General features: G+C 64.0%; 28 protein-coding genes. 13 read left to right on the plus strand and 15 right to left on the minus strand.

Going from position 1 to position 26,400, the window contains the following annotated elements:
* Window positions 1–119: 119 nt before the first annotated feature.
* The gene (locus NCS28_RS17185) at window positions 120–380 is read right to left on the minus strand and encodes a hypothetical protein (RefSeq protein WP_250514951.1); all 261 of its coding nucleotides are present in this window, start codon (window positions 378–380) and stop codon (window positions 120–122) included.
* 518 nt (window positions 381–898) lie between these two features.
* Here NCS28_RS17185 and NCS28_RS17190 point away from each other — a divergent pair.
* Genes NCS28_RS17190 through lra1 form a run of 4 tightly spaced genes read left to right on the plus strand, consistent with a single transcriptional unit; the run spans window position 899 to window position 4,991 of the window.
* Window positions 899–1,660, plus strand: coding sequence for an SDR family oxidoreductase (locus tag NCS28_RS17190; protein ID WP_250514952.1), 762 nt, complete (start codon window positions 899–901; stop codon window positions 1,658–1,660).
* Between the two features lie 22 nt (window positions 1,661–1,682).
* A complete protein-coding gene (locus tag NCS28_RS17195) occupies window positions 1,683–2,987 on the plus strand; it encodes an MFS transporter (protein ID WP_250514953.1) in 1,305 nt (434 codons plus the stop codon).
* Window positions 2,988–3,017: 30 nt separating this feature from the next.
* A complete protein-coding gene (gene rhmD / locus NCS28_RS17200; protein WP_250514954.1) occupies window positions 3,018–4,196 on the plus strand; it encodes an L-rhamnonate dehydratase in 1,179 nt (392 codons plus the stop codon).
* Between the two features lie 12 nt (window positions 4,197–4,208).
* Entirely contained in the window at window positions 4,209–4,991 is a 783-nt protein-coding gene (gene lra1 / locus NCS28_RS17205; RefSeq protein ID WP_250514955.1) for an L-rhamnose 1-dehydrogenase Lra1, read from the plus strand.
* Here the strand turns inward: lra1 and NCS28_RS17210 are convergent.
* A complete protein-coding gene (locus NCS28_RS17210) occupies window positions 4,985–5,941 on the minus strand; it encodes a LysR family transcriptional regulator (RefSeq protein WP_284504889.1) in 957 nt (318 codons plus the stop codon). The genes lra1 and NCS28_RS17210 overlap by 7 nt on opposite strands.
* A gap of 162 nt (window positions 5,942–6,103) precedes the next feature.
* Here NCS28_RS17210 and NCS28_RS17215 point away from each other — a divergent pair, with 162 nt between their 5' ends.
* From NCS28_RS17215 to rhaS, 6 genes are all read left to right on the plus strand, one after another.
* On the plus strand, window positions 6,104–6,418 hold the full coding sequence (locus NCS28_RS17215; RefSeq protein WP_250514956.1) for an L-rhamnose mutarotase: 315 nt from the start codon (window positions 6,104–6,106) through the stop codon (window positions 6,416–6,418).
* Between the two features lie 29 nt (window positions 6,419–6,447).
* Complete coding sequence (locus tag NCS28_RS17220) at window positions 6,448–7,332, plus strand: amidohydrolase family protein (RefSeq protein WP_250514957.1); 885 nt, start codon at window positions 6,448–6,450, stop codon at window positions 7,330–7,332.
* A gap of 17 nt (window positions 7,333–7,349) precedes the next feature.
* Window positions 7,350–8,858 (plus strand): sugar ABC transporter ATP-binding protein, encoded by a 1,509-nt coding sequence (locus NCS28_RS17225; protein ID WP_502801202.1) that lies wholly within the window; start codon window positions 7,350–7,352, stop codon window positions 8,856–8,858.
* The gene (locus NCS28_RS17230) at window positions 8,858–9,898 is read left to right on the plus strand and encodes an ABC transporter permease (RefSeq protein ID WP_250515043.1); all 1,041 of its coding nucleotides are present in this window, start codon (window positions 8,858–8,860) and stop codon (window positions 9,896–9,898) included. The genes NCS28_RS17225 and NCS28_RS17230 overlap by 1 nt, the downstream gene beginning before the upstream one ends.
* Entirely contained in the window at window positions 9,891–10,895 is a 1,005-nt protein-coding gene (locus tag NCS28_RS17235) for an ABC transporter permease (protein ID WP_250514959.1), read from the plus strand. The genes NCS28_RS17230 and NCS28_RS17235 overlap by 8 nt, the downstream gene beginning before the upstream one ends.
* 72 nt (window positions 10,896–10,967) lie before the next feature.
* Complete coding sequence (gene rhaS, locus NCS28_RS17240; protein WP_250514960.1) at window positions 10,968–11,981, plus strand: rhamnose ABC transporter substrate-binding protein; 1,014 nt, start codon at window positions 10,968–10,970, stop codon at window positions 11,979–11,981.
* A gap of 294 nt (window positions 11,982–12,275) precedes the next feature.
* On the opposite strand, the gene NCS28_RS17245 is transcribed toward rhaS, so the two are convergent.
* From NCS28_RS17245 to NCS28_RS17275, 7 genes are all read right to left on the minus strand, one after another.
* Entirely contained in the window at window positions 12,276–12,881 is a 606-nt protein-coding gene (locus NCS28_RS17245; RefSeq protein ID WP_250514961.1) for a copper-binding protein, read from the minus strand.
* A gap of 54 nt (window positions 12,882–12,935) precedes the next feature.
* On the minus strand, window positions 12,936–13,454 hold the full coding sequence (locus NCS28_RS17250; protein ID WP_250514962.1) for a helix-turn-helix domain-containing protein: 519 nt from the start codon (window positions 13,452–13,454) through the stop codon (window positions 12,936–12,938).
* Window positions 13,455–13,780: 326 nt separating this feature from the next.
* Window positions 13,781–14,110: an H-NS family nucleoid-associated regulatory protein gene (locus tag NCS28_RS17255; protein ID WP_250514963.1), complete on the minus strand. Its 330-nt coding sequence runs from the start codon at window positions 14,108–14,110 to the stop codon at window positions 13,781–13,783.
* Window positions 14,111–14,477: 367 nt separating this feature from the next.
* Window positions 14,478–14,723: a hypothetical protein gene (locus NCS28_RS17260; RefSeq protein WP_250515044.1), complete on the minus strand. Its 246-nt coding sequence runs from the start codon at window positions 14,721–14,723 to the stop codon at window positions 14,478–14,480.
* Window positions 14,724–14,963: 240 nt separating this feature from the next.
* Window positions 14,964–15,959, minus strand: coding sequence for a luciferase-like monooxygenase (locus NCS28_RS17265; RefSeq protein WP_250514964.1), 996 nt, complete (start codon window positions 15,957–15,959; stop codon window positions 14,964–14,966).
* Window positions 15,960–16,065: 106 nt separating this feature from the next.
* Window positions 16,066–16,878 carry a phosphate/phosphite/phosphonate ABC transporter substrate-binding protein gene (locus NCS28_RS17270; RefSeq protein ID WP_250514965.1) on the minus strand — a complete coding sequence of 271 codons (813 nt, stop codon included), beginning with the start codon at window positions 16,876–16,878 and terminating at the stop codon, window positions 16,066–16,068.
* A gap of 47 nt (window positions 16,879–16,925) precedes the next feature.
* Window positions 16,926–17,933 (minus strand): fatty acid desaturase, encoded by a 1,008-nt coding sequence (locus NCS28_RS17275; protein ID WP_250514966.1) that lies wholly within the window; start codon window positions 17,931–17,933, stop codon window positions 16,926–16,928.
* Between the two features lie 162 nt (window positions 17,934–18,095).
* Between NCS28_RS17275 and NCS28_RS17280 the strand changes: the two genes are divergently transcribed.
* Complete coding sequence (locus NCS28_RS17280; RefSeq protein WP_250514967.1) at window positions 18,096–19,163, plus strand: HoxN/HupN/NixA family nickel/cobalt transporter; 1,068 nt, start codon at window positions 18,096–18,098, stop codon at window positions 19,161–19,163.
* Between the two features lie 83 nt (window positions 19,164–19,246).
* Window positions 19,247–20,116, plus strand: a complete 870-nt coding sequence (locus tag NCS28_RS17285) for a formate/nitrite transporter family protein (protein WP_250514968.1) — start codon at window positions 19,247–19,249, stop codon at window positions 20,114–20,116.
* 13 nt (window positions 20,117–20,129) lie between these two features.
* On the opposite strand, the gene NCS28_RS17290 is transcribed toward NCS28_RS17285, so the two are convergent.
* The 6 genes from NCS28_RS17290 to NCS28_RS17315 all read right to left on the minus strand — a co-directional run bounded on the left by NCS28_RS17290 (window position 20,130) and on the right by NCS28_RS17315 (window position 24,624).
* Window positions 20,130–20,462 (minus strand): beta-xylosidase, encoded by a 333-nt coding sequence (locus tag NCS28_RS17290; RefSeq protein WP_250514969.1) that lies wholly within the window; start codon window positions 20,460–20,462, stop codon window positions 20,130–20,132.
* A 187-nt stretch (window positions 20,463–20,649) separates the two neighbouring features.
* Window positions 20,650–20,955, minus strand: coding sequence for a hypothetical protein (locus NCS28_RS17295; RefSeq protein WP_250514970.1), 306 nt, complete (start codon window positions 20,953–20,955; stop codon window positions 20,650–20,652).
* A 294-nt stretch (window positions 20,956–21,249) separates the two neighbouring features.
* Entirely contained in the window at window positions 21,250–21,540 is a 291-nt protein-coding gene (locus NCS28_RS17300; RefSeq protein WP_250514971.1) for a hypothetical protein, read from the minus strand.
* 11 nt (window positions 21,541–21,551) lie between these two features.
* Window positions 21,552–21,917, minus strand: coding sequence for a hypothetical protein (locus tag NCS28_RS17305; RefSeq protein ID WP_187606415.1), 366 nt, complete (start codon window positions 21,915–21,917; stop codon window positions 21,552–21,554).
* A 136-nt stretch (window positions 21,918–22,053) separates the two neighbouring features.
* Window positions 22,054–23,757 (minus strand): peptidoglycan D,D-transpeptidase FtsI family protein, encoded by a 1,704-nt coding sequence (locus NCS28_RS17310; protein WP_250514972.1) that lies wholly within the window; start codon window positions 23,755–23,757, stop codon window positions 22,054–22,056.
* A gap of 30 nt (window positions 23,758–23,787) precedes the next feature.
* Window positions 23,788–24,624, minus strand: coding sequence for an arylamine N-acetyltransferase family protein (locus tag NCS28_RS17315; RefSeq protein WP_250514973.1), 837 nt, complete (start codon window positions 24,622–24,624; stop codon window positions 23,788–23,790).
* Between the two features lie 208 nt (window positions 24,625–24,832).
* On the opposite strand from NCS28_RS17315, the gene zwf reads away from it, so the two are divergent.
* Entirely contained in the window at window positions 24,833–26,398 is a 1,566-nt protein-coding gene (gene zwf, locus NCS28_RS17320) for a glucose-6-phosphate dehydrogenase (RefSeq protein ID WP_250514974.1), read from the plus strand.
* Window positions 26,399–26,400: the final 2 nt, after the last annotated feature.

A 26,400-nucleotide genomic window follows, 5' to 3' on the forward strand; every position in this document is an offset into this window, starting at 1 on the left:
GGGGCTGCGCGGGGCGTGGTGACGCGGGCGGGCAGGCTATGCGCAGCCATTCCAATATTGTAAATGGCGCGAGTCTTTGTACTCAAAATGCCCCGGCGGGACGTGGCCCTTTCACGCGTTCAAGCCAGTGCCGATGTGGGTTCGAAGGCCGGCTTCGGCGTGGCGGGAATCTCGTCGAGCAGCGTCGACAGCTCGTCGCGGCCGCTGAATTCGCGCAATGTCGCGAGCAAGGTGCGCCAGGGCGCGGGCCAGCGCGTTTCGCGCACGCAGCGGCCGTTGGCGTCAGTGATGCGCAGGAGCGTGGTGTGGGGGAAGTAAGTGAGGGTGACGGGCTTGCCGTCGAGTACGCAGGTGGCAGTGCAGGCTTTCGGAGTGAACATGTTTTTTTAGTTGAATTGAGCGTCAGGATCGACGGCCGGAGCTTTAAGCAATGGCCGTGCCTGATGTCTTGAATGCTGTGGCAATCAGCGTATTCCTGCAAAAAGTTCGCGATTGTTGAACGGAGTATTGTGGTTTTTCGCGACAATTGGCGCGGTAATAGGCGATACACTGCGAAGCAACGTTGATGGAGGCTTTCTATGCTCGTTGCTATTCTCTTAATCTGCCCGATAGGCGTCGCGGCGCTTTTTGCATTCGCTCTCTTCGCGGATCGGCACTTCAAGGATTCGCTTGTTGAAGAGGTGGCGCGCGAATCACGGCGTTAATGCGACGCCCCTGTGTGGCGCGGCAGTCACTTTCTTGGGCTAGCGCAAAGAAAGGAATCAACTCCCGCACAGCGCAGCCCGATCCGCTTTTGCTATCGAACGATCGCCCTTTCGAATTGTTGCGCTATTAGCGCGGGACTATAGTGCCTCTCACGGCATAAAACCTACGCGACAACAACGAAAGGAGACTATCCATGAACCGTATCGACCTGGCCGACCGCGTCGTGATCATCACCGGCGGCGCGCGGGGCATCGGGCTCGCGGTCGCGGAGCGCGCGCTCGAATCGGGCGCCGATGTGTCGCTCTGGGACGTCGACGGCGAACGTCTCGCGCGAACCAGCGCGGAACTCTCGGCAAAGTTCAAGGAGCGCAAGGTCAGCGACGCAGTCGTCGAGCTGACCGACGAATCGTCCGTCGATGCCGCCGCCAAAAAAACGCTCGCCGCGCACGGCAGGATCGACGTGCTCGTCAACAATGCGGGCATCACCGGCGGCAACGGCACGACCTGGGAACTCGCGCCCGACGTGTGGCGCCGCGTGATCGACGTCAATCTGATCGGACCGTACCTGACCTGCCGCGCCGTCGTGCCTCACATGCTGAAGGCGGGCTACGGACGCATCGTCAATATCGCGTCGATCGCCGGCAAGGAAGGCAATCCGAACGCGTCGCACTACAGCGCCTCGAAGGCCGGGCTGATCGGCCTCACGAAATCGCTCGGCAAGGAACTCGCGGGCAAGAACATCCTCGTGAACGCCGTGACGCCCGCCGCCGCCAAAACCGAAATCTTCGATTCGATGTCGCAGCAGCACATCGACTACATGCTCTCCAAGATCCCGATGAACCGCTTCCTGATGCCTCAGGAAGCCGCGTCGCTGATTCTGTGGCTCTCGTCCGAGGACTGCGCGTTCAGCACCGGCGCCGTGTTCGATCTGTCGGGCGGACGCGCGACGTACTGATTGCGTCTTCGGGAGAATCGCGATGAATCACTCCGCCCAAGCGGAAGGCGCCGTCACGTCCCGCGTGATGAAGAGGCTGCTGCCGTTTCTGCTGCTCATGTATGTGCTCGCGTTTCTGGATCGCGCGAACATCGGCTTTGCGCAAAAGGCGCTGCAGCAGGACACCGGTTTGACCAATGCCGCGTTCGCGTTCGGCGCGGGCGTGTTCTTCGTCGGCTACGCGATCTTCGAGGTGCCGAGCAATCTGCTTTTGCATCGCGTCGGCGCGAAGTTGTGGATGTGCCGCATCATGGTGACGTGGGGCCTCGTCTCCGCGGCGATGGCCTTCGCGCATAGCGCCACCACGTTCTATGCGTTGCGCTTTCTGCTCGGCGTGGCGGAGGCGGGCTTCTTTCCGGGCATCGTCTACTACCTCACGCGCTGGTTTGCGCAGTCGTCGCGGGCGCGTGCGCTCGGCGTGTTTTATTTCGGCGCGCCGCTCGCGTTCATCTTCGGCGCGCCGCTCTCCGGCCTGCTGCTGGATCTCCACGGCGCGCTCGGGTTCAAGGGCTGGCAGTGGCTCTTTCTCGTCGAAGGGTTGCTCGCGTCGCTCGTCGGCGTGTGGGCATTCTGGTATCTCGACGACGATCCCGCGAAAGCCCGATGGCTCACGCCAGAACAACGCGCGCTGCTCATCGGCCGTCTCGACGAGGATGCACGATCCGCCTCGTCGCACGGTCCGCGAAGCGTGCTCGCGTCGCTCGTCGATGCACGCGTGCTCGTGCTGTGCTGCGTGTACTTTCTGATACAGGCGGCGGTGTATGGCGTCGTCTTCTATCTGCCGCAACAGGTGTCGGCGCTGCTGGGCACGAAAGCGGGCTTTCGCGTCGGGCTCGTGACGGCGCTGCCGTGGATCGTCGCCGTCATCGTCACGTGGATCGTGCCGCGCTACGCCGACCGCACCGGAAGGCATCGCCCGTGCGCGGTGGCGCTGCTCGCGATGTCGGGCGTCGCGATCGCCGTGTCGGGCGTCGCGGTCTCGCCCGTCGTCTCGATCGTCGCGCTGTGCTGCGCCGCGAGCGGCTTCATCGCCGCACAGCCGCTCTTCTGGACCTTTCCGACGCGCTATCTCACGGGCGCGGCCGCCGCGGCCGGCATCGCGCTCATCAATTCGCTCGGCGGACTCGGCGGCTTCTTCGCGCCGATGGCCCGCACCGCCGCCGAAGCCGCGTTCCATTCGACGAGCGCCGGGCTCATGGTGCTCGCGGCGCTCATCATCGCCGCGCTGGTGCGCGCGCCCGGACGCCTCGAACACGCACCCATTCCCGACGCCGCGAACGCGTCCTGAACAACGAAACCAAACGTACGGAGCCACATCATGTCCATGCCCACGATCGCCCAGGTGCGCGCCTTCACCGTTCGCGGCGGCGGCGCCGATTATCACGACCAGGGCGCCGATCACTGGATCGACGATCACGTCGCCACGCCGATGGCCCGCTATCCCGAGTACCGCAGGAGCCGCCAGTCGTTCGGGCTGAACGTGCTGGGCTCGCTCGTCGTCGAGATCGAGGCGAGCGACGGCACCGTCGGCTTCGCGGTGACGACGGGCGGCGAAATCGGCGCGTTCATCGTCGAGAAGCATCTGGCGCGCTTTCTCGAAGGGCAGCGCGTGACCGACATCGAAAAGATGTGGGATCAGATGTACAACGCGACGCTCTACTACGGCCGCAAGGGCATCGTGCTGAACGCGATCTCGGGCGTCGATCTCGCGCTGTGGGATCTGCTCGCGAAGGTGCGCAAGGAGCCGGTGTTTCAATTGCTCGGCGGCCCGGTGCGCGACGAACTGCAGTTCTATGCGACGGGCGCGCGCCCCGATCTCGCGAAAGAGATGGGCTTCATCGGCGGCAAGATGCCCTTGCAGCACGGCCCGGCCGAAGGCGAGGAAGGGCTCGCGAAAAATATCGCGAAGCTCGCGGACATGCGCGCGAAAGTCGGCGACGATTTCTGGCTCATGTTCGATTGCTGGATGAGTCTCGACCTGAACTACGCGAAGCGCCTCGCGAACGCGGCGCGCGAATACGGCCTGAAATGGATCGAGGAAGCGCTGCCGCCCGACGACTATTGGGGCTATGCCGAACTGCGCCGTTCGGTACCGGGCGGCATGATGGTCACGACCGGCGAGCACGAAGCGACGCGCTGGGGCTTTCGGATGCTGTTCGAGATGGGCTGCGCGGATCTGGTTCAGCCGGATGTCGGCTGGTGCGGCGGCATCACCGAACTCATCAAGATTTCGGCGCTCGCGGATGCGCACAACGTGCTCGTCGTGCCCCACGGTTCGTCGGTGTACAGCTACCACTTCGTCGTGACGCGTCACAACTCGCCGTTCGCCGAGTTCCTGATGATGGCGCCAGAGGCGGATCAGGTCGTGCCGATGTTCACGCCCTTGCTGCTCGACGAGCCCGTGCCGGTGAACGGCCGCATGAAGGTGCCGGAGACGCCGGGTTTCGGCGTGCGGCTGAATCCGGAATGCAAGCTCGAAAGACCCTATACACACTGAACGAGGCATCTCATGCTGCTGGAAAACAAGGTCGTCGTGGTGACGGGCGGCTCGCGCGGCATCGGCCGGGCGATCGCGCTCGCGAGCGCGCGCGAAGGCGCGGATGTCGCGATCAACTACTGGGGCGACAACGACGAGTCGTACGGCAAGGCATCGGCGGTTGAATCGATCGTCGGCGAGATCGAGGCGCTGGGGCGGCGCGCGATCGCCGTCGAAGGGAACGTCGCCGAGCGTGATACGGGCATCGAGTTGATCCGGCGCACGGTCGATGCGTTCGGTCACGTCGACGTGCTATCGAGCAACGCGGGCATTTGCCCGTTTCACGCGTTTCTCGACATGCCGGCTTCGGTCTACGAATCGACCGTTGCGGTGAATCTGAACGGCGCGTTCTACGTGACCCAGGCCGCCGCGACCCAGATGAAGACCCAGGGCACGGGCGGCGCGATCGTCGCGACGAGTTCGATCAGCGCGCTCGTCGGCGGCGGCATGCAGACGCACTACACGCCGACGAAGGCAGGCGTTCACTCGCTGATGCAATCCTGCGCGATCGCGCTCGGGCCGTACGGCATCCGCTGCAACTCGGTGATGCCGGGCACCATCGCGACGGACCTTAACGCCGAGGACTTGTCGGATACGGACAAGCGCGCCTATATGACAAAGCGCATTCCGCTGGGGCGTCTAGGCGAACCCGACGATGTCGCGCAATGCGTCGTCTTCCTCGCGTCGGACCGCGCGCGCTACGTGACGGGCGCGTCGCTGCTGGTGGATGGCGGCCTCTTCGTCAATCTTCAGTGAGGCGACACCGCCGAGTACTTGCGCAACAGCGCGATGAAGTACTCGGCGGGCTCGCTCAAGGTCTCGAACTTGCGGCGCAGCAGACCGAATCCCGACAGGCTCTTGCCGATTTCGATCGGCAACTCGATCAGCAATTGGGCGCGCAGATAATCGCGCACGACGGACTCCGGCAGCATCGCGACGGCTTCGCTGTTTTGCAGCAACTGCAGCGTCGCGAAGATCGATGCGCATTCGACGATATCGGCGGGTGAAGACAACCCTGCGCGCGCGAGTTCGTCTTCGAAGAGACCGCGCGCGGGACTCGTTATCGGCTGCAGAATCCACGGCCACCCGACGAGCGTATCGAGCGTAAGTCCGATCTTCCCGGCAAGCGGATGCCCCGCGCGCACGACGAGCCGCATCGCCTCGCGCGCAAGCGGCTCGAAATCGAAATCGTTGTGTTGCAAGGGCGTGGTCAAACGTCCGAGCGCGAGATCGACTTCGCGGCGATGCAGCAATTGCACGACCTGATCGCTCGTCTCGCCGAGGATGCGCACGTTCAGGAGCGGCCGCTCCGATTTCAGTTCGGTGACGGCCATCGCGAGCACATCGGGCGCGGCGCCCATGATTGCGCCGACCGTGAGTTGACCGTGGCCGCCGCGGCGCTTCGCGTCGAGATCGTCGGCGAAGCGCGTCAGATCCGCGAGCGAGCGGCGAGCGTACGCGAGCGCGGCGGTGCCGAGCGGCGTCGGCTGCATGCCCCGCGCATTGCGCTCGAAGAGCAGAAAGCCGAACGCTTCCTCGATATCCGCGAGCATGCGGCTTGCGCTCGGCTGCGCGACGTTGATCGTCTCGGCGGCCTGATGCAGATTGCGCGCGTCGTCGAGCGCGACCAAGAGCGCGAGATGCTTGAACTTCAGCCGATTGACGAGCGCATTCGGCGACACACTTTGGGACACGTTCTGAATCATTCGACAGTCCGCTTTGAACCGCGCGAAGATACGGCGCAGCGATACGTTTTTGCGATCGGCCAATCCTGCAATCGGATTGTCGTGTTATCGGTCGGCGAATTATAGTCGCAGCACAACGAGTCCCCACACAGGGATTCACCAATCAAAAGAAGGTGGGCCGCCATGGAGACAGTGGCATTGCGCATGACCCTGAAGCCGGGCATGCGCGAGGAATACGAGAAGCGCCATCGCGAGATCTGGCCGGAACTGGCGGATGCGCTGCGCGACGCGGGCATCCGCGATTACCGCATCTCTCTCGACGAATCGACCGGACATCTCTTCGCCATTCATCAGTGCACGGATACGCATACGACGCACGCGTTGCCCGCGCTGCCCGTCATGCGCAAGTGGTGGGACTTCATGGCCGAGCTGATGGAGACACATGCGGATAACTCGCCTGTCGTAACCCCGCTCGTGCCCGTCTTTCATCTTCCCTGAAACCTTCGCTGCTTTTGCGAGGAGCAACCATGCAGGTCGTCGATCCGCACATTCATCTGTGGGACCTCAAGACGCATCATTACCCCTGGCTCGCGAATCCGCGGACGTCGTTCGTCGGCGATGCGCGCGACTTGCAGCACGACTATCTGCTGTCCGATCTGCTGCGCGATGCACAAGACATCGACGTGTTGAAGCTCGTGCATGTCGATGCGAATCACGATCCCGCCGATCCCGTCGAGGAAACGCGCTGGCTGCAATCGATCGCGGATAAAGAGGGCATGCCGAACGGCATCGTCGCGGGCGCGGACTTGTCGGCGAATAACGCACAGCAAGTGCTCGAAGCGCATGCGGCGTTCGCCAATACGCGCGGCATCCGCCAGATTCTCAACGTGCATGAAAACAAGCTCTACGACTACGTCGGGCGTCAATACATGCGCGAACCGCAATGGCGCAAGCACTTCGCGTTGCTCAAGCGCTTCGACATGTCGTTCGATCTGCAGCTTTATCCATCGCAGATGGAAGAGGCCGCGCAACTCGCGCGCGAGCATGCGGACACGCAATTCATCGTCAATCATGCGGGCATGTTCGTGGACCGCAACTCGACGCACGGATATCGCGCGTGGCGCGAAGGCATGCGCATGCTGGCCGCGTGCCCGAACGTCGCCGTGAAGCTGAGCGGCTTCGCGATGTTCGATCACGACTGGACTATCGAGAGCCTGCGTCCGTACGTGCACGAAACCATCGACACGTTCGGCAGCGACCGCGCGATGTTCGCGTCGAACTTTCCGGTGGATCGATTGTTTGGCACATATACAGCGTTATGGAACGCGTATGCGCAGATCGTCGGCGATGCGAGCGACAGCGAGAAGCACGCGCTCTTCGTCAGCAATGCAGAACGCATTTATCGCATCTGAGAGGCCATGCTATGACGATGCCGCGTCTTGAACTGAAGCATGCGAGCAAATCGTTCGGACGCGTGCGCGCGCTCGGCGACGGCAGCCTGCAACTCTTTCCCGGCGAAGTGCACGCGCTGCTCGGCGAGAACGGCGCGGGCAAATCGACGCTCGTGAAACTGCTCGCGGGCGTCTATCAGCCCGATGCGGGCGAACTGCTCATCGAAGGCGTCGTGCGGCGGTTCGCCAATCCGGCGGAAGCGCGCGATGCGGGCATTGCCGTGATCTATCAGGAGCCGACGCTTTTCGCGGATCTCTCGATCGCCGAGAACATCTACATGGGCCGTCAGCCTCGCGATCGCTTCGGGCGCATTCGCTACGACGAGATGCATCGCGAAGTCGATGCGCTGCTGTCGTCGCTCGGCGTGAATCTGCGGGCGCAACGCCTCGTGCGAGGACTCTCGATCGCGGATCAGCAGGTCGTCGAGATCGCGAAGGCTTTGTCGCTCGATGCGAACGTGCTCATCATGGACGAGCCGACCGCCGCGCTCTCGCTGCCCGAAGTGGAACGGCTTTTCGCGATCGTGCGCGCATTGCGCGAGCGCGACGTGGCGATTCTCTTCATCACGCATCGTCTCGATGAAGTCTTCGCGCTGACGCAACGCATGACGATCATGCGCGACGGCATGAAGGTCTGCGACGCGCTCACGCAGGACATGAACATCGATGCGATCGTGAGCAAAATGGTCGGCCGCGATCTCGACACGTTCTATCCGAAAGCCGATGTCGCGCCGGGCGACGTGCGTCTTTCGGTGCGCAATCTTACGCGCGAAGGCGTATTCAAGAACGTGTCTTTCGACGTGCGCGCGGGCGAGATCGTCGCGCTGGCGGGACTCGTCGGCGCGGGACGCAGCGAAGTCGCGCGCGCGATCTTCGGCATCGATCCGGTCGACGGCGGCGAAGTGAAGATCGCGGGCAAGAAGCTCGCGCTGGGACATCCGGCGACGGCCGTGCGCGCGGGACTCGCGCTCGTGCCGGAGGATCGTCGCGCGCAAGGGCTCGCGCTTGAGTTGAGCATCGCGCGCAATGCATCGCTCACCGTGCTCGGGCGTTTGATGCGTCACGGACTCATCACCGCGAAGAGCGAATCGGCGCTCGCGTCAGACTGGGGCAAGCGGCTTCGTCTGAAGGCCGGCGATCTCGACGCGCCCGTCGGCACGCTATCGGGCGGCAATCAGCAGAAGGTCGTGCTCGGTAAATGGCTCGCGACGCATCCGAAGGTGCTCATCATCGACGAGCCCACGCGCGGCATCGACGTGGGCGCGAAAGCCGAGGTGTATCGCACGCTCGCCGAGCTCGTGAGGGAGGGCATGGCCGTGCTGATGATATCGAGCGAACTGCCCGAAGTACTCGGCATGGCCGATCGCGTGCTCGTGATGCACGAAGGCCGCATAAGCGCGGATATCGCGCGCGCCGATGCGAACGAAGAACGCGTGATGAGCGCGGCGCTCGGCGCCACGCCGGACTCTCTGGGACGCGCAGCATGATGACACGACACTCTCCGACGCTACCCGCGATGCCGCCGTCCGAAACGAAACGCGAAAGCCTCGCGGCCTCGGTCGCGAAGAGCCGCGAATTGACGCTCTTCATCGTGCTGCTCGTATTGATCGGCGCGACGGCCGCGGTGAAGCCCGACTTCGTCAATCTGCAGAATCTGCGCGACGTGCTGCTCAACGTGTCGATCATCGGCTTGCTTACGGCAGGCATGACGATCGTGATGCTGATGCGGCATATCGATCTGTCGGTTGCGTCGGTGGTCGGCGTATCGGCGTATGCGGTCGGCAGTCTCTTCGTGATGTTCCCGCATATGCCGGTGATCGTCGCGATGCTCGCGGGCATCGGCATCGGGCTTGCGATCGGCGCAGCCAACGGCGCGCTCGTCACGTTCGGGCGCGTGCCTTCGCTCGTCGCGACGCTTTCCACGCTCTATATCGTGCGCGGCGCGGATTACGCGTGGGTCCACGGCGGCCAGATCAACGCGACGAGCCTGCCCGATGCGTTCGCGACTATCGCGACAGGCGCGTTGCTCGGCGTGCCCAATCTCGTGCTGATTGCGCTGGTCGTGCTGATTGCGTTGTCGGTGTATCTAAAGCAGTATCGCGGCGGGCGCGAGCACTATGCGATCGGCTCGAACCCCGAGGCCGCGCGGCTCGCGGGCATACGCGTGAACCGGCGCGTGATGATCGGCTTCCTGCTCTCCGGCGCGATTGCGGGACTTGCCGGCGTGCTATGGCTCGCGCGCTTCGGCACTGTCGATGCCAGCACGGCGAAGGGTATCGAACTGCAGGTGGTCGCGGCGGCCGTGGTGGGCAGCGTCGCGATCACGGGCGGCGTCGGGACGATCGCGGGCGCGACGCTCGGCGCGCTCGTGCTCGGCGTCATCAACATCGCACTGGTGGTGTTGCGCGTGTCGCCGTTCTGGCAACAGGCGATTCAAGGCGCGCTGATCGTTGCGGCGATCGCGCTCGATACCTTGCTCGCGCGTTCGGTCGCGCGCCGCATGATGAGGAAACGCGATCATGGCTAAACCGGATTCCGCTCTGTCCACGGCCCGGCGCCGCCATCTGCAATGGGAAGCGATGCTCGCGATCGTGCTCGTGGTTTCGCTCGTCGCGGGGCGCGTGCTGTCGCCGCTTTTCTTGTCGGCGGCGAATGTATCGAACATGCTCGCGGACTTCACCGAGATCGCGCTGATCGCGTTGCCTATGACGCTCATCATCGTTGCGGCGGAGATCGATCTGTCGGTGGCGTCGGTGCTGGGCGCATCCAGCGCGCTGATGGGTGTGCTCTGGCACATGGGCTTGCCCATGCCGCTCGTCGTCGTCCTCGTGCTCGTGTTCGGCACGCTCGCGGGCCTGCTCAACGGCCTCGTGATCGTGCGCTTCGATCTGCCATCGCTCGCAGTGACGATCGGCACGCTCGCATTGTTTCGCGGTCTTGCCTACGTGTTGCTCGGCGACCAGGCCATCGCGGATTTTCCCGCGTCGTACACGGCGTTCGGTATCGATACGCTCGGCAACACCTTCCTGCCGATGCCGTTCATCCTGGTCATTGCGGGCGCGATCATCTTCACGATATTGCTGCAAGCGACGCCCTTCGGCCGCAGCCTCTTTGCGATCGGCGCGAATCCGACGGCCGCGCGGTTCTCGGGCATCGACGTCGCCAGGACGAAGCTCAAACTCTTCATGATGTCGGGCGCGATGGCGGCGCTCGCGGGCATCGTCTACACGCTGCGCTTCACGAGCGCGCGCGGCGACAACGGTGAGGGCTTCGAGCTTTCCGTGATCGCGGCGGTGCTGTTCGGCGGCGTGAGCATCTTCGGCGGACGCGGCTCGATGATCGGCGTGCTGCTCTCGCTCGTGATCATCGGCGTGTTGCGCAATGCGCTGACGCTCGCGGATGTATCGAGCGAAACGCTCACGATCGTAACGGGCGCGCTGTTGCTCTCGTCGGTGTTGATACCGAACCTCGTCGCGCGCTGGCGGGCCGCGCGCGAAAAACGTCTGATGACGCGGGCGCTCTGATCAGTGTGATGTCCGTTGCGGATACCGTTGCAAACCAGCGCAGTCATGCGCAATGACAGGAGACTTTACGACATGAAAAAGCTCATTCGATTCCCGCGCGGCCCGGCGCTGGCGGCGGCCTTTCTGGCCGCGACCGTCGCGCTGACGGCAAGCGCCGCCGACATCAAGAGCGGTTTGAAGATCGCGTTCTTGCCGAAGCAGATCAACAATCCGTACGAGGTGATCGCCGACGACGGCGGCATGGCCGCGATCAAGGAGATGAAGGGCGACGACAAGGTGGTCGGGCCGTCGGATGCGGGCGCGTCGTCGCAGGTGAGTTATATCAACACGCTCATCACGCAGCGGCAGAATGCGATCGTGATCGCGGCGAACGATGCGAACGCGGTCGTGCCGTATCTTAAGAAAGCGATGTCGCAGGGCATCAAGGTCGTGACCTTCGATTCCGATACGGCGCCGGATGGCCGGCAGATCTTCGTGAATCAGGCCGATTCGGAAGCGATCGGGCGCGGGCAGATTCAGTTGCTGTCGAAGCTGATCGGCGGCGAGGGCGAGTTCGCGATTCTGTCGGCGACGCCCAACGCGACGAATCAGAACACCTGGATCAAGTGGATGCAGGAGGAACTCAAGAAGCCCGAGTACTCGAAGATGAAGCTCGTGAAGATCGCCTACGGCAATGACGACGATCAAAAGTCGTTCGTCGAGACACAGGGCTTGTTGCAGGCGTATCCGAATCTGAAGGGCATCGTCGCGCCGACATCGGTGGGGATCGCGGCGGCGGCGCGTTATATATCGAGTTCGCCGGCGAAGGGCAAGGTCACCGTGACGGGGTTGGGCACGCCGAATCAGATGCGTGCATTCGTGAAGAACGGCACGGTGAAGGCGTTCCAGTTGTGGGATCCGGGCCAGTTGGGTTATCTGGCGGCATTCGCGGCGGCCAATCTCGCATCGGGGACGATCACCGGCAAGGAAGGCGATTCGTTCGATGCGGGCAAGCTCGGCAAGCGGACGGTTGGAAAGAGCGGGGAGGTGATTCTCGGGCCGCCGACTACGTTCGATGCGGCAAATATCGATAACTTTAATTTTTGAATTAATGGGCTTGGTGCGAAGCTGACAGGATGATGAAACGCCCTGCGGGGCGTTTCATGCGCGGCCGCTATGACAGTACAACTGTTCGCTTGTCGATTCGGACTTTACGTGTTCAGTTGAAATCCGGCGTCGCTCATACTTGGTTTGGCACGGGCGCTCTCTTCGCCTGTCCTGCGCCTCAAGGATTTTGGCCGAAGCCATCAATCGTAGGATAGGGAAGTAACTGAAAGGTGAGCGGCAACAAAAACTAGTTTTTCCCAAGGCGATATTGCCCCGCCTTTGCGGCGAACCCACTCACCTAATCGCCTGCCCACCTCTCAACACCTGCACCGCCGTCGCCGATTCAAACTGCGCTTGCACCGTATCGCCCGCCTTCAGCCCCGCAAGCGAAACGTCCGGCGCGACCTCGAGCGTCACCGTGCGGCTCGGTCCGCGCAAGGTCACGCGACGGTTCTTCGTATCGACGCGCTCGATCGTCCCGATCACCTCGACGACGCGCGCCTGCGCCATCACGCCGCCCGATGCCGGAATCGCCGCTTCCGTATCGATACGCTGACGTATCCCATCCGACTTCACCTTCGTCGCGCGAACCAGTATCGCGCTCCGATAATCGATGTTCACCACATCGCCCAACTGAAGCTTCTTGACATCGCCGATTTCGGGATTGACCGCCACTTCCACGACGCGGCCGGCCGGCCCTTGCAGCGACACGCTGTTGCTCACGGGATCGATGCCGACGACGCGCGCCTGTACTTGCGCGATCGCGGCCGCGCCGCGCGCCGCCGGAGCCGACGTTGCATCCTGAGCCGATGAACTGCCGACGGCCATGAAAGCAAGTACTGCGCAGGCCGCCAGGCGCGGGAAAAAGCGATGCGGCCGTTGAGTTGACGAGCGAATCATGCGTTGCCTCCGTGTATTAAGATAGCGCTTCGATGACCGTCACGAGCGACGCCTTCAGCGACGCGATTTCGACAACAAATGTCCCAGGCCGAGATTGGTGGCGATCTGCCAAATATAGACGCGCGAATAACGCACGCCATAGCGCCGTTCGATCACCTCACGCAGACGCGCATTGGTCCAGGTATCGCTCTTGAAGCCATGCTCGCGCGCCGGTCCTTGCAGCGCGGCCGCGATCCAGTCGAGCGCCTCGCGATCGAGCACCGACGCGCGCCCGCCGACGCCCATCTTCGCGAGCGCGTCGAGCCCGCCTTCGGTGACGATGGCTTTGTAGCGCCGCACCGTCTGCACGGAAAGATGCAGCTCGTCGGCCACCGCTTCGACCGACGCGCCATCGAGCAGCATCCGCCCAGCCGTCATGCGCCGCACGACGCTCGGAAGGGTGTCGGGACGGGAGAGCATGGCGCGCGCCGCTCGATCGTTCGGATTACGTGCGATCGCCCGCGACGTCAGCCACGGCCGCCCGAGCCGATGCTCGTCCTTGTGCCCGTCGATGCGCGCGAGCGATCGATGCAACGTTGCGGCGTCCGTAGGCGTTCATGCTTGCCCCCTTGTCGAATGGAGACGGCGGGACTTGATCGGGCGTGCTTGACGTCGGCCGATGCGCGGCTCACGTGCCTGAGCCGACTGACAGAGAAGTATCAATAAACGTTTTCAGGCTCGACGGGCAACCATCGGTGAAAATTTTTTGGGCTTGATAAATCGCGGCGAATTGCCTATGAACGCTGCCGATTAGCAGCGGATGCGCGACCAGGGACACAAGACGCGACGTGGGATGCAATGGCACGCACGTCCGTTTCAACGCGCAGAAACATTGCGTCATGCGTCGCCCGCCGCGCGTATCAAACGCGATAGAACTCGATGTCCTGACCGGCGTGAACGGCACGCTTGAGCCACTCGGGCATATCGCCGAGGCCGTCCCATGTATCGCCATTCGCGTTGCGGAATATCGGCGCGGCGCCATCCCCCGAGTGCGGAAACAGAGGCAATTGCGGCATCGGCCGTTTTGCCTTGGACGCACCATGAACCCCGTTGGTCTTGGTGAAGGAGGGCGGTGGCGTTACCACCGGCGCTTCGGCCAATGCTTCAGCCAACGCGCTTTCCGTAATGCCGAACTCAGCCATTCGGCTGCGCAAATACGCAATGATGCTGTCTCGCTTTCTTTCGTCCACGGCTTTCCTGATTCAGCTTTTGATTTTCAGAAGACGAACCGAAACCCCGCGCGGACCGGGGCGGCTCGATGACTCGAATATAAGTGTTTTATGAAGCGTGACGCAGTGCTTGCCGCGCGTCAATTGGTGTATTTACCGCAAGTCTATTAATCCGCCCGGTGACTTCGCCTTTAATGCCGTCAATGCCCCGAATGCGAACGTTCGACCGCCCCGAACATCGCCGTGACGGACGCGCGAATCGAATGCGCGCGGAAAGTCACGTTGGGGAGCCACGAACCGATGGCGAAGCCCGCGCCGCCATGCGGCATGGCGCTCGCAAGCCCGCTAAACCCTATTGTATGCTGCTTGCGGCAACTATTAAAACGTTTTAACGACTGTGTTGTTCCCCCGGTAATTCCGCTCCGTGCGCGCGAATGGCGGCAATCAGTTCCGCGGGCGTAATTTCATGACGCACTTCGCGGTGAATGCCGGGTTTGCGCTCGTCGATTTCAATCAACAGTACGGCTTTGCCGTCCGCTGCGGGTTCGAGGCGCAGCGAACGCACTTCCTGTCCGCTGGCATCGTCGTATTCCGTCAGGAGCGTCATGGCGCCGGTGGCGGCGCTTCTCGGCATCGACATTCTTCCTCCCGTCTTGCGACGTCGTTGTTGTTGTTTCACCGCGCCATCCACCGGCGTGCACGAAATTCGCGCGCGCTACATTGGGATTCAGATTGGCAAACGAGGCGGACGCGAAAGGCCGCGCGGCCCGCGCCGCCCTCCGGTATCTCATTATTGCCTGTCAAAAGTGCGCGCGTCCAGCGCGAGGCGCGTGGGAAGTTGTGGCCCTTTATTTCGTGCCGACGCCGCGTGCGCTCACACGCCTTTGCCGATCGCGTCCCGCGCCTGACTCGCGAGCTCGAACGAGCGCAGGCGCGCCTTGTGATCGAAAATCTGCGCGGTGATGATCAGTTCGTCCGCCTGCGTCTGGTCGATCACCGAGCGCAGGCCGGCTTCGACATCGGCCGGATCGCCGACGACCGAGCACGCAAGCGAGTGCTCGACGCCCGCGCGCTCGGCATCGGTCCATGCGATCGATTCGACCGGCGGCGGTAACTGGCCCGGCGTGCCGCGCCGCAGGTTGATGAACTGCTGTTGGAGCGACGTGAAGTGAAAGCGCGCTTCATCGGCGGTATCGGCGGCGAACACGTTGACGCCGACCATCGCGTAAGGTTTTTTCAGTGTCGCGGACGGGCGGAATTGCTTGCGATAAACCTCGAGCGCGGTCAGCAGATAATCCGGCGCGAAATGCGACGCGAAAGCAAACGGCAGCCCCAGCGCGGCCGCCAGCTGCGCCGAGAAGAGGGACGAGCCGAGCAGCCAGATCGGCACATGCAGCCCGGCGCCAGGCACGGCGCGCACGCGCTGGCCTTCGACCGGATCGGCGAAATAGCGTTGCAATTCGACGACGTCGTCCGGGAACGATTCCGCGCTGCCGTGCAGATCGCGGCGCAGCGCACGCGCGGTGGTCTGGTCGGTGCCGGGCGCGCGCCCGAGCCCGAGGTCGATGCGCCCCGGAAACAGCGACGCGAGCGTGCCGAACTGCTCGGCGATCACGAGCGGCGCGTGATTGGGCAGCATGACGCCACCCGAGCCGACGCGGATCGTCGTCGTGCCCGCCGCGATATGGCCGATCACGACGGCGGTCGCCGCGCTGGCGATGCCCGTCATGTTGTGATGCTCGGCGAGCCAGTAGCGCAGATAGCCCCAGCGTTCGGCGTGCCGGGCGAGATCCAGCGAATGGGCGAAGGCGTCGGCCGGCGTCGAGCCGAGCGGAACCGGGGAAAGGTCGAGTAGCGAGAAGGGGATCATTGCGGCTTTCCGAAAGCGTGGCGGATCGCGATGCATCCGCACCGCGCCGCACGCCACGCGCTAAAAAACCGATTGTGCCGAAACTCCGGGAAACCTGCCGGATCGGTCAGGCAAGCCGCGGATAGCCGCGCCCGATGGCGTCGCGTTCGTAGTCGAGAATCGGCGCGTAGTCCGCCTGCGTGCGTCGTACGACGCCTTTCAGCCTGAGCCGGGCGGCGAGCGCGGGATCGTGAGCGAGCGCATCGGCGAGTGCCTGGAAGATGGTGCCTAGGGAGTCCTGCGGCACGCACATCGACGCGATGTACGGCAGCGCGCCCGAACTCGCCGTCATGCCGAGCACGCGCACGCCGTCCGTCAGTTCCGGCAGATGCGATTGCGTGAACGCGAAGGTCACGCAGTCGATCGCGGCGACATCCGCGCGGCGCTCGGCGAGCGCACGCAACGAGGCGAGATGCGCGCCGGTTTTCGTCACCGAGGCGAAGAAGCGTCCGTCGTGAGCGAAGGGGGCGACGGCGTGCCGGAACAGGTTCATGCCGCTGTTGGAATCGTCCTCGTTATAGGCGCCGCGCAGGCCACGGCACGCTTCGATCGATTGCGCATCGACATGCCTGCCCGCGACGATCACGCTGCGATACGAGCCGTTGTCGCAGCCGGGCACATCGAAGTCGGGCGCGCCTACGAGCCGCACGCGATCGGCGAGCGCATGCACGAGCGGATAGCCGCAGGTCTGCGAGAGCAACACGTTATCGCGCAGCCAGAAGGCGGTGAAATCCGGACCGGGATCGACGATCTCGAGCGTATCGCCGCGCGCGCTCAGCCAGTCGGCGAGATGCTCACGGACGTGAACGAGCAGCGCGCGCCAGTCCGCGGCGAGCGCCCGGGTGACGTTGTACATCGGCAGGGCGGCGAGCCATTGCATCGCGAACGTTTATCGGATGACGTTGACGAATCGTACAGCGCGGCGCGTCAGCTCGCGAGGCTGGCCGTATCGGCGCTGCGCGCGTTGCGGCGTTCATCGGCCGGCGATTCCGGCGCGGCGAAGGGATGCACCGGCTCCGCCGCCTGCGCGAACGTGTGGCGGATCGCCCATTCGCCGTATCCGCGCACGACGAAGCCGCCGTTGCTCGCGCGATAGGCACTGCGTCGGCGCGCATAGACCTGGCCGAGCGCGAACCAGGGCACGCCGGGCAGATCGTGATGGACGGCGTGAAAGTTGTTGTTCAGAAAGAGCAGACGCCACGGCCACGCGGCTTCGTTGACGACCGTACGTTCGCTTTCTTCCTCCGCCGCGCGATGCTCCTGAAACGAGCGCACCGAAGCCAGCGCAAGCGATGCATAGCCGACGCCGAACACGAACGCGCGCCACGGAATGCCGCATCGCGTTTCGAGCCAGCTCGCGAGCAGCACGAGCGATGCGAGATGCACGGCCCAGCTCGCGACGATGCGCCAGCGCCGCTCGAGGACCGCCTGCGCCGCCTCGCGCCACGATGCCGCGATCGCGAACCACGGCCCGACGAGCATGCGGCCCACGAAGGTATTGCGCGCGGCGAGCGCGGCGCGCAGCACGGGGCCCGCGCTCGCCCACTGTTCCGGCGTCACGTAATAGCTTTCCGGATCGCGGCCGGGTTCGGTCAGATGCGCGTCGTCGTGATGACGAAGATGCGACTCCCGATACACCTCGTACGGAAACCACACCGCGAGCGGGGCGATGCCGAAGAGCATGTTGACGAGCGGCCAGCGCGTCGGATGCCCGTGCATCAGTTCGTGCTGCAGGGACATGTACCAGCACGACAGCACCGCGAGCAGCCCGACGGCCGGCACGACGCCGAGCGCGCGGGCATTGAGCGCGACGCCGAACCAGCCGCTGTAAAGCGCGACGATCACCGCCCACGTCGGCCATTCGCTGCGCCAGTGCCAGGTTCTGCGTTGGCTTTGGAGTTCGTGGCGTTGGGCGTCGTCGAGATAGCGGGGCATGGCGGACTTCGATAAAGACGAACCGCCATCCTAGCGGCGCACCGTGTGCGCCCCAACGAAGGAATCCGGCTAAGGAATTCGCGATCGGCGCAATAAGTATTCGATTTTTGGCCATGCATTCGCTCGCGGTATGCTTGGCCCTCCGTCCCTACTTGCGCGATTATGTCCGAACCGCTCGAGCCTGCTTTCACGTCGAACCCGGTGCGTCGCGCACTCCCGCGCAAATCCGCGCGTCTCGTCGCCGGGCTGATCGCCTTCAACGTGCTCGCGTGGATCTGGGCGCTCGTCGCGTTCCGTCACTATCCGCTCCTGCTCGGGACATCGCTGCTCGCGTATTCGCTCGGGCTGCGCCATGCGGTCGATGCCGACCACATCGCCGCCATCGACAACGTCACCCGCAAGCTGATGCAGGAAGGCAAACGGCCGCTCTTCGTCGGGTTCTTCTTTTCACTCGGGCATTCGACGATCGTCGTAGCGGCCACCGCGTTGATCGCCGCGACCGCGATGGCCGTGCAGGGACGGTTCGCCGAGTTTCGCGAGATCGGTGGGATCATCGGCACGTCGGTGTCGTCGCTGTTTCTGTTCGCCATCGCCGCGATGAACCTCGTCGTGCTGCGCGGTGTGTGGCGCGCCTTCAGGCGCGTGCGGCGCGGCGAGTCCTGCCGCGACGAAGACATCGACATGCTCGCGGTCGGCGGCGGGCCGCTCGCGCGCATCGCGCGTCCGCTCTTCAGGCTGATCGGCAAGAGCTGGCACATGTATCCGCTCGGTTTCCTGTTCGGGCTCGGTTTTGACACGGCCACCGAGATCGGCTTGATGGGCATCGCGGCTGCCGAAGCCGCGCGCGGCATGCCGGTCTGGTCGATTCTCGTGTTTCCGGTGCTCTTCACGGCCGGCATGTCGCTCATCGACACCGCCGACAGCATCCTGATGACGGGCGCCTACGGCTGGGCCTTCATGAAGCCGATCCGCAAGCTCTACTACAACCTCACCGTCACCCTCGTGTCGGTGCTGATCGCGGTGCTCGTCGGCGGCATCGAGGCGCTCGGGCTGATCGCGGACCGGCTGCAACTGAAGGGCGGACTGTGGGATGCGAGTGCGTCGCTGTCCGAGCATTTCGGGATGCTCGGCTATGGCATCGTCGCGATCTTCGCCGCGTGCTGGCTCGTTTCCGCGCTCATCTACAAGTGGCGGGGATACGACGCCATCGACGGCACCATCGCCCGCTAGCTTTACGGGCATTCTTCCTGCTTCGTGGATGCGCCAGCCGTTCATCCACTTTCCGTATCGAGCGGCGTTCAGGGAGAACGATCATGAACGAGCCGCAAGCCGGGCCTTCGCTTAAGGGGAGTGCCGCCGGCGCGGACTCGCCGCATCTCGATAGCGACGAACAGGAGCAAGCCGCCGAACACTCCGCGCCGCATCCGCTCGTCATCCATGAGATCGTGCGCGAGGAAGGCGAAGTCGCGATGGAGCGCACCTTCGCCGCGCTGATGTGGTCCGCGCTCGCCGCCGGCCTCTCGATGGGCTTCTCCTTTCTCGTCCAGTCGATCCTCGAAAGCGCGCTGCCGCAGACGCACTGGAGCGGCCTCGTATCGAGCTTCGGCTATACGATCGGCTTCGTCTTCGTCATTCTCGGACGTCAGCAGCTCTTCACCGAAAGCACGCTGACCGCCGTGCTGCCCGTGCTCACGCGGCGCGATCTCGCAACCTTGTTCAAGGCGCTGCGTCTCTGGGCGATCGTGCTCTTCTTCAACCTCGTCGGCACGACGATCTTCGCCGCGATCCTGCAGATTCGCGGCGTGTTCTCGCCGGAAGTGAGCGAGGCGCTCGCGAAGGTCGCGATGACGCCCCTGTCCGCCGAGTTCGGCGTGACTGTCGTGCGCGGCGTGTTCTCCGGCTGGCTCATCGCGCTGATGGTGTGGCTCCTGCCGAGCGCGCGCTCAGGACGTCTCCTGACCATCCTGCTCGTCACGTACACCGTCGCGGTGAGCAAGCTCACGCACGTGATCGCGGGATCGGTCGAAGCGGCGTACGCGGTGATGATCGGCGCGGCCAGCATCCCGGACTACTTCTTCGTGTTTCTGGTGCCGACGTTCATCGGCAACGTGATCGGCGGCGTGTCGCTCGTCGCGATCGTCAATCACGCGGCGATCGCGCCGGAAATTACGGAACGCGACTGAACACGCGCGCAACTCACTTGTTGTTGCCCGCGCCCGTGCCGTACAGACCGTTGTCGAAACCGCCGCTGCCTTCGGGCTTGTTGTTCTTGCCCGCCGTCGCGCTGCGGCCCTTCGCCGCGTCCTTCGATTGCGGCTTCTGCGATTCATGCACGGCGGTGCCCGAAGGAGCTGCGCTCGATGTCGAATCGGACTGACGGTTGTCCTGACTGCCGCCGCCGTTGCCGTTCGTGATCTGCGCGACGCCGTACGTGCTGAACGCCGCAATGAGGCTGGCGAGGATCGCGTGGGCGAGCATCGGACGGGAGCGGCGTGAGACGCGTGCCTGGTCGTGACGAAGTGAAGACATGACAACTCCCGGCATGATCGAATACCTGCTATCGAGCATGAACGGTGCCCGGAGGCCGGCCGAACGCGTTCGCCGTGCACGCGCCGTGAGGAGTCGGAAGTTCGCAAAGCCGTTGCGTGCCCGGTCGTCACGAGACGCGGGCGTCAACGCGGGAGTCGCGCCGCGGCGCGAGCGGCGAAAGCGGTGGTCAGGCCGCTTTCGCCCAAAGCCTGTTGGTCGACTTCCTGCGGCTGCCGGAGCCGTCGCGCGGGCCGCTGTCGACCGTGTCGAGGGCGATGCGCAGCGCCTCGATGCGCTGCTTCTGCGCGGGCACGAGCGCATAACCGTTCATCACCGCGGTGAGACGCTCGCGCCAGTACTCGACGTTGAGCGTGCCGGAAGATTGTTTGTGCATCGTGCGCAGTTGCGCGAGTGCGCGTTCGATGTGTTGAAGCTCGACGTCCGCCATCGCCGAGGGCAAAAGGCTGCCCTTGGTCTCGCTCTTCTTCTTCATTTTCTGGTCTTCCTCTCGGCCATACGGCGCATGGTCCCGACATCGGACACGCGCGCCGTCCAGGCACCCCGTTCACCCGCGCATATTTTTGTACCGTTGCGGGTGGCCCTTGCTCTTTTCTTCGGTAGACCGATCGTTGCCCGTCTCAGCGAGTTCGATCGTTAGCAAAAATGTACGCAACGCGGGCCTGCTGGCTCCGTCTGTCATCGCACACTCATGTGATGGGGACGCGGGGATTTTGATGTTGCGCCGCGCCAGAGCGGCGCGAATCGATCGGAACGGGGGAATGGCCGCTTATTCGCCGCCCTCGGCGGACGCTTTCGCCGTGCGCTTGCCGCTGCGGCCGATTTGCTCTTCCAACGCGAGATCGAGCTTGCTCACCTTGCGGGGCTTGCCCGGCTCGCGCGCGTTGACGAACGCGACGAACTCGTCCATCGGCATGGGATCGGAGAGTTTTTTCGAGCCTTCGGCCGAGCGCTCGACGAGATAAAAGAGTCCGCCCGGCATCGATACGGCCGCGTAGTTCGCGTTGCCGCTGCGCGTCTTGAGCCGTTCCACGGCGCCGATGGCTTTGGTCGAGCGCATGATGTGCCTGCTTATTTCTGCGGTTCGTCGTGGGCGGTCGCGTCCGCTGGCGCGCATTTCTTGCCCGCGCCCTCGATCCACAGATTCGACGGATGACGCTGCCCCGGATAGAAGCGATACGTGGTCTCGCCGTTGTCGTAACGGACCTTGATCACGTTGGAATCGCCAAACTCCAGCATCACGCCTTGCGGAATGGCCGTCTTCTGATACTTGGCGTCGTGCTTCTTCGCCTCGTCGGCGATGCACTGGACGATGCCGTTCACCTTGTTGTCCGTCGATGACTTCTCGACTTCGGGTTGTCCCGCATCTTCGTTATGAAACTGGGCGCAAGCGGCGAAGAGCACAGGCAACGCGAGCGCCGCGGCGAGTTTTTTCATGGTCTTTCCCGTTTGATCTCTTGGTGCCGAACACGACATTAGAGCACAAGCCCTTTACAGTCCGGTCAGGTTTGCGGGTGCGCCTCGGGGTGCGCCCGATCGATGCAGCAAGGCCCGCGCCCGCCTGCGTCCGCTCTCAGGCGTCGGGCGGAACGCCGAGCAGCGGCAGCGTCGCGCCGACGATGCCGGAGAACACCGGCCCCGCGACCGTGCCGCCGTAGTAGGTGCCGCCCGTGGGCTCGTCGATCATCACGGCGACGATCACGCGCGGATCGCTCATCGGCGCGATCCCGACGAACGATGCCCGATACTTGTTCGCCGCATACGAGCGCCCGACCTGCTTGCGCGCCGTGCCGGTCTTGCCGCCGACGCGATAACCCTCGACCGCCGCAGCGCGCCCGGTGCCGTGGTCGCCGATCGCCATCTCCAGCATGTCGCGCACGGCCTTCGCGGTCGCGGGCTTCGTTACTTGCATCGAGTCGCGGCGCGATTCGCCCTGAATCAGCGTCGCCGGATGAAAGCGTCCGTCGCCGGCATAAGCGGTATAGATCTGCGCGATCTGCACGAGCGAGAGCGACAGGCCGTAGCCATAGGCCATCGTCGCCTGCTCGATCGGCTTCCAGCGCTCGGGCGAACGCAGGCGACCGGTCGCCGCGCCCGGAAACGTCAACTCGGGCGCGCGGCCGATGCCGTATTCCCGGTACTTGTCCCAGATCGTCTGCGCGGGAATCTGCAGCGCGAGCTTCGTCAGCGCGACGTTGCTGGACATCTGCACCGCCTCGGCCACGGTGATGACGCCGTGGTTCGACGTGTCGTGAATCACGTTCGGCCCGAGCTTGAACGTGCCCGGCGCCGTGTCGATGCGCGTGTCGGGACGTACACGGCCCAGATCGATCGACAACGCGGCGACAAGCGGCTTGATCGTGGAACCGGGCTCGAAGGTGTCCGTGAGCGCACGGTTGCGCAACTGCTCGCCGGTGAGACGCGAGCGATCGTTCGGATCGAAGCTCGGATAGTTGGCGAGCGCCAGCACTTCGCCGTTCTTCGCGTCGAGCACGACGACGCTGCCCGCGCGCGCCTTGTGCTTCGCGATCGCCGTTTTGAGTTGCGAGTGCGCGAGCTGCTGAATGCGCCGGTCGATCGTCAGTTGAATGGTCTCGCCGTTCTGCGGCATGGCGGGCTCGCCGATTTGCGAGACGACGCGTCCAAGACGGTCGCGAATCACCTCGCGCTGGCCGGCTTCGCCCGTCAGACGCGCATCGGCGGCAAGCTCGACGCCTTCCTGTCCGTGATCCTCGTTATTGGTAAAGCCGACGACATGCGCCGCCGATTCTCCTTCGGGATAGAAGCGCTTCGTGTCCGGCACGAGCGTGATGCCCGCGCGCCCGATCGTCGCGATGCGCTCGGCGGTGTCGGCCTGCACCTGGCGCTTGAGCAGGATGAACGCGCGGTTCGCTTCGATGCGCCGCTGCAAGTCCTTCGGCGGCATGTCGAGCAGGCGCGCGATCTCGTTGCCGTAGTCGCCGTCGAAGAGCTTGGGCGTCGCCCAGACTTCGTAAGTGGCGAGGCTCACGGCGAGCATCGCGCCGTTGCGATCGACGATGCGCCCGCGCGTCGCCGAAAGCGCCAGCGTGCGCTGATAGCGCTTCTGACCTTCGCCGAGGTAGAACTCGTGGTCGATGACCTGCACCCACAGCGCGCGCCCGGCGAGCGACAGGAAGGCCGCCGTGATGCCGATCACGACGAGGCGCGAGCGCCATGCGGGCAGCCGGTTCGTGAGCACCGTGCTGCGGTGATGCGTCTGGAAATCGCTGCCGCCGCGCGTCTTCTTCTTGAACATCGTGGTCTTGTGATTAAGCTTCGTTGTGCGTCAGGGCAGACGGGTGAGCGCGGCGTCGAGACCGGTGCTGTCCGGCAGACGAATGCCGAGCTCGTTTTCGAGCGCGCGACGCAGATCGGCCACGCTGCGGAGCTCGCGATGATCGCTGCCTTCGCGTTCGTCGTGTGCGGAGAAACGCCGGTTGAAAAGCGCGAAGCGCTTGCCCGGCGCGAGACGCGCGGCCAGCAGGTTGTGCAGGAAAATCGACTGCGGATACGTCGACACGAAATGGTTGGCCATCTCGTAGTCGGCGTCATACTGCGGATCGAGGTCGAAGCGATAGACGCTCGTCCATGCGCCGTTCACGAGCGCCTGCAGGATGAAGGCGGGCGGCTCGCCACCGGCGTCGTCGAGGCGGAAAGCGCCGTGTGGCGTGATCTGTTCGAGGCCCGTCTGGAGCGCGAGCGGCGCGGACAGCGTCATGCCGCCGAAACCGACATCGGTGACGAAGGTGCCTTCGTCGAGATCGGTGAGCAGCAGCATGTGCGTGCGCGGCGGCATGTCGGCAGCATCCCGGCCCCAGAGCACGCGCGCCGCGAAGCTGCGCACGCGAAAACCCAGCGTCTGCAGTACGCTGCGAAACAGCAGGTTATGCTCGTAGCAGTAACCGCCGCGCTGGTTTGCAACGAGCTTGCCTTGGATCGATTGGATATCGAGTCGTACTGGACGCCCGATCAGCACGTCGAGGTTTTCGAAAGGAATGCTCTGGGGATGAAGCAGATGCAGCGCGCGCAGCGTATCGAGCGTCGGCGCGGGCCGCGCGGGTCCCGAAAAGCCGATGCGTTCGAAGTAAGCGGCAAGGTCGATGGAAGTGTCGTGTGCGTTCATGTAGTCCAGGCCTCGAGTCGGCTTCGATGTCGCAAGGTCCGCGAGCGCAGGCGCCAAGCGCGCATATTTTACGACACGAAAGGTTAAAAATTACAAAAAGCATACGTTTTTTGGCGCGCGGTCTCTTGGCGCGTCATCGAAATGAACTGTGCCGCATCGATGAAGGTCTTTCCATGTTCACGCGCAACTGACAAGGGGCGATTACGCCATGCCGAAAGAATCGAACGAAGCCAATCAATCGAACGAAGCGAATGCCGCGAACCCGGCGAGCGCGACATGCGCCGGCAAGCATCCCGCGCCGCCATGCACGCTCGTGATTTTCGGAGCCGGCGGCGATCTCACCAAGCGGCTCCTGATGCCGTCGCTCTACAACCTCGCCGCCGACAAGCTGCTCGACGACGGCATGGAAATCATCGGCGTGAATCATGGCGAGCGCGAGACGTCCGAATTCCGCGACGAGCTCACGCAGTCGCTGCGCAGCTTCGCCGCCGACGAGGCCGCCACTTTCCACACGTCGCAACTGAACGAAGAAGCGTGGAACTGGGTCGTCGGGCGGCTCGAATATTTCCCGGGCGAATTCGAGGAAGACGAAACCTTCGCGCGTCTCAAGGCGCGGCTCGCGAAAGCAAAGTCCGGCAACGTCATGTTCTATCTCGCGGTGGGCGCGCGCTTTTTCCAGCCGATCATCGAGCATCTCGGTGCGGCGGGCCTGCTCGAAGAGAAGGACGGCAACTTCAGGCGGCTCGTTATCGAGAAGCCGTTCGGGAGCGATCTGGCGTCGGCGCAAGCGCTCGACGCGTGCATCCTCAAGTTTGCGAGCGAGTCGCAGGTGTATCGCATCGACCATTTTCTCGGCAAGGACACGGTGCAGAGCATTCTCGCCGTGCGCTTCGCCAACGCGATGTTCGAACCGATCTGGCGGCGCGAGTACATCGACAACGTGCAGATCACGGCGGCGGAGACGATCGGCGTGGAAGGGCGCGGCAAGTTCTACGAGCAGACGGGCGCGTTTCGCGACATGCTGCCGAATCATCTTTTTCAGTTGCTCGGCATGGTGGCGATGGAGCCGCCCAATTCCTTCGATGCCGAATCCGTGCGCGATCGCAAAGCCGAAGTCTTCGATGCGATCCGTCCGCTTACGCCGAACGATGTCGTGCTCGGCCAGTACGAAACCGGACCGGCCGGGCCGGGCTATCGGGACGAGGCGGGCGTCGCCAAGGACAGCCGCATCGAAACCTATGCGGCGGCGCGCGTGTATGTCGAGAATTGGCGCTGGGCGGGCGTGCCGTTTTATCTGCGGACCGGCAAGCGGCTGACCGAACGGCGCACGGAGATCTCGGTGCAACTGAAGGCCGTGCCGTTTCTGCTGTTTCGCGATACGCCCGTCGATGCGCTCACGCCGAACGTGTTCACGCTGCGCATCGATCCGGCGCACGGCACGACGTTCGACTTCAACGTGAAGGTGCCGGGACCGGTGATGCAGATCGGCAAGGTGCGCTCGGCCTTCAACTACGCGGATTTCTTCGCGGAGCGGGCGAATGTCGGCTACGAGACGCTGCTCTACGACTGCATGCTCGGCGACGCTACGCTCTTTCAGCGCGCGGACAGCATCGAGACGGCGTGGGCTGCGGTTGATCGCGTGCTGCATCCGGACAGCCCGCTTGCCGTGCACGGCTATGCGGCGGGCAGCGCGGGGCCGGCTCAGGCGGATCAGTTGCTGGCGCAGGACGGCCGCACCTGGCGAACGCTGACCGATACGCGCAAGCAGGACTGACA

The organism is Caballeronia sp. INDeC2, assembly GCF_023631325.1.
Lineage (GTDB): Bacteria > Pseudomonadota > Gammaproteobacteria > Burkholderiales > Burkholderiaceae > Caballeronia.

Bases quoted from the DNA above. Each gene is read 5' to 3' on its own strand.
- NCS28_RS17185 (WP_250514951.1), bottom strand. From the start codon at position 380: ATGTTCACTCCGAAAGCCTGCACTGCCACCTGCGTACTCGACGGCAAG.
- NCS28_RS17190 (WP_250514952.1), top strand. From the start codon at position 899: ATGAACCGTATCGACCTGGCCGACCGCGTCGTGATCATCACCGGCGGC.
- NCS28_RS17195 (WP_250514953.1), top strand. From the start codon at position 1,683: ATGAATCACTCCGCCCAAGCGGAAGGCGCCGTCACGTCCCGCGTGATG.
- rhmD (WP_250514954.1), top strand. From the start codon at position 3,018: ATGTCCATGCCCACGATCGCCCAGGTGCGCGCCTTCACCGTTCGCGGC.
- lra1 (WP_250514955.1), top strand. From the start codon at position 4,209: ATGCTGCTGGAAAACAAGGTCGTCGTGGTGACGGGCGGCTCGCGCGGC.
- NCS28_RS17210 (WP_284504889.1), bottom strand. From the start codon at position 5,941: ATGATTCAGAACGTGTCCCAAAGTGTGTCGCCGAATGCGCTCGTCAAT.
- NCS28_RS17215 (WP_250514956.1), top strand. From the start codon at position 6,104: ATGGAGACAGTGGCATTGCGCATGACCCTGAAGCCGGGCATGCGCGAG.
- NCS28_RS17220 (WP_250514957.1), top strand. From the start codon at position 6,448: ATGCAGGTCGTCGATCCGCACATTCATCTGTGGGACCTCAAGACGCAT.
- NCS28_RS17225 (WP_502801202.1), top strand. From the start codon at position 7,350: ATGCCGCGTCTTGAACTGAAGCATGCGAGCAAATCGTTCGGACGCGTG.
- NCS28_RS17230 (WP_250515043.1), top strand. From the start codon at position 8,858: ATGACACGACACTCTCCGACGCTACCCGCGATGCCGCCGTCCGAAACG.
- NCS28_RS17235 (WP_250514959.1), top strand. From the start codon at position 9,891: ATGGCTAAACCGGATTCCGCTCTGTCCACGGCCCGGCGCCGCCATCTG.
- rhaS (WP_250514960.1), top strand. From the start codon at position 10,968: ATGAAAAAGCTCATTCGATTCCCGCGCGGCCCGGCGCTGGCGGCGGCC.
- NCS28_RS17245 (WP_250514961.1), bottom strand. From the start codon at position 12,881: ATGATTCGCTCGTCAACTCAACGGCCGCATCGCTTTTTCCCGCGCCTG.
- NCS28_RS17260 (WP_250515044.1), bottom strand. From the start codon at position 14,723: ATGCCGAGAAGCGCCGCCACCGGCGCCATGACGCTCCTGACGGAATAC.
- NCS28_RS17265 (WP_250514964.1), bottom strand. From the start codon at position 15,959: ATGATCCCCTTCTCGCTACTCGACCTTTCCCCGGTTCCGCTCGGCTCG.
- NCS28_RS17270 (WP_250514965.1), bottom strand. From the start codon at position 16,878: ATGCAATGGCTCGCCGCCCTGCCGATGTACAACGTCACCCGGGCGCTC.
- NCS28_RS17275 (WP_250514966.1), bottom strand. From the start codon at position 17,933: ATGCCCCGCTATCTCGACGACGCCCAACGCCACGAACTCCAAAGCCAA.
- NCS28_RS17280 (WP_250514967.1), top strand. From the start codon at position 18,096: ATGTCCGAACCGCTCGAGCCTGCTTTCACGTCGAACCCGGTGCGTCGC.
- NCS28_RS17285 (WP_250514968.1), top strand. From the start codon at position 19,247: ATGAACGAGCCGCAAGCCGGGCCTTCGCTTAAGGGGAGTGCCGCCGGC.
- NCS28_RS17290 (WP_250514969.1), bottom strand. From the start codon at position 20,462: ATGTCTTCACTTCGTCACGACCAGGCACGCGTCTCACGCCGCTCCCGT.
- NCS28_RS17295 (WP_250514970.1), bottom strand. From the start codon at position 20,955: ATGAAGAAGAAGAGCGAGACCAAGGGCAGCCTTTTGCCCTCGGCGATG.
- NCS28_RS17300 (WP_250514971.1), bottom strand. From the start codon at position 21,540: ATGCGCTCGACCAAAGCCATCGGCGCCGTGGAACGGCTCAAGACGCGC.
- NCS28_RS17305 (WP_187606415.1), bottom strand. From the start codon at position 21,917: ATGAAAAAACTCGCCGCGGCGCTCGCGTTGCCTGTGCTCTTCGCCGCT.
- NCS28_RS17310 (WP_250514972.1), bottom strand. From the start codon at position 23,757: ATGTTCAAGAAGAAGACGCGCGGCGGCAGCGATTTCCAGACGCATCAC.
- NCS28_RS17315 (WP_250514973.1), bottom strand. From the start codon at position 24,624: ATGAACGCACACGACACTTCCATCGACCTTGCCGCTTACTTCGAACGC.
- zwf (WP_250514974.1), top strand. From the start codon at position 24,833: ATGCCGAAAGAATCGAACGAAGCCAATCAATCGAACGAAGCGAATGCC.